General features: G+C 73.8%; 1 protein-coding gene and 1 pseudogene. Both read left to right on the top strand.

Annotated features, from left to right (window positions below; all coding sequences use genetic code 11):
* Positions 1-181, top strand: a pseudogene (locus tag D471_RS0105335) (hypothetical protein); the annotation flags it as partial.
* A gap of 67 nt (positions 182-248) precedes the next feature.
* Positions 249-982 (top strand): VOC family protein (locus D471_RS0105330; protein ID WP_017597673.1); only part of this gene is annotated, 734 nt, incomplete at its 3' end.

The following is a 982-nucleotide window of genomic DNA, read 5'->3' as shown; positions in this document are numbered from 1 at the left end:
GAGCCTGTTCAGCTGGTGCGGCGGGCTGGTCTACGACGCCGTGGGCTGGGGTGGCGCGGTGGTCTACGCCCTCGTACTGTGCGCCGCGGCGGCCCTGGCGGGGCTGCGCCTGCGCCGCCTCCCCGAACCCGCCACGGACCGCACCGGGGTTTTGGCCCGTTCGGGGGAGGGGAGGACGTGATGCGGGGTTTTGTTTAAAATTAAACTACATTGGGCGGGTGCGCCCGGAAGCGACGGAAGGTGACGCCATGGACGTGCGCCCCACGGGCCTGCACCACGTGACCGCGATCGCCACCGATCCCCGGGCCAACGCCGACTTCTACCGCACCGTGCTGGGACTGCGCCTGGTCAAGCGCACGGTGAACTTCGACCGCCCCGACACCTACCACCTCTACTACGGCGACCGCGCGGGAAACCCCGGCACCATCCTCACCTTCTTCCCCTGGCCCGACGCCCCGCGCGGGCGCCCGGGCGCCGGACAGGCCACCACCACGACCCTGTCGGTGCCCGAGGGATCACTGGGCTGGTGGGCCGACCACCTGGCCGCGCTGAACATCGTCGCCACCCGGCCCGCGGAGCGCGCCGAGGAGGACGTCCTGACGCTGCGCGACCCCGACGGGCTGGTGATCGAACTCGCCGCCAGCGCCGACCCCCACGACACCGACCCCTGGGACGGCGCAGGGGTGCCCGCCGAGCACGCGGTCCGGGGCATCCGGTCGGTCACCCTCACCGAGCACGACACCGAGCAGACCGCCCGGATGCTCGGGGAGCAACTGGGCTTCTGCCTGGTCGACGAGGCCGCGGACCGCCTGCGGTTTCGCACCGGCGCCGCGGCGCCCGGCGTGGGGACCATCGTCGACGTCGTGGCCGACCCCGCCGCGGAGCGCGGCCTGGTCGCCGCCGGGACCGTCCACCACGTCGCCTACCGCGCCCCCGACCGTCCGGTCCAGGACGCCTGGCGGCGGGCGTTGGAGGAGGACGG

Origin of the sequence: Nocardiopsis lucentensis DSM 44048 (assembly GCF_000341125.1) — a bacterium.
Classification (GTDB): domain Bacteria; phylum Actinomycetota; class Actinomycetes; order Streptosporangiales; family Streptosporangiaceae; genus Nocardiopsis; species Nocardiopsis lucentensis.
This window is presented reverse-complemented; position numbering and strand designations above follow the sequence as displayed.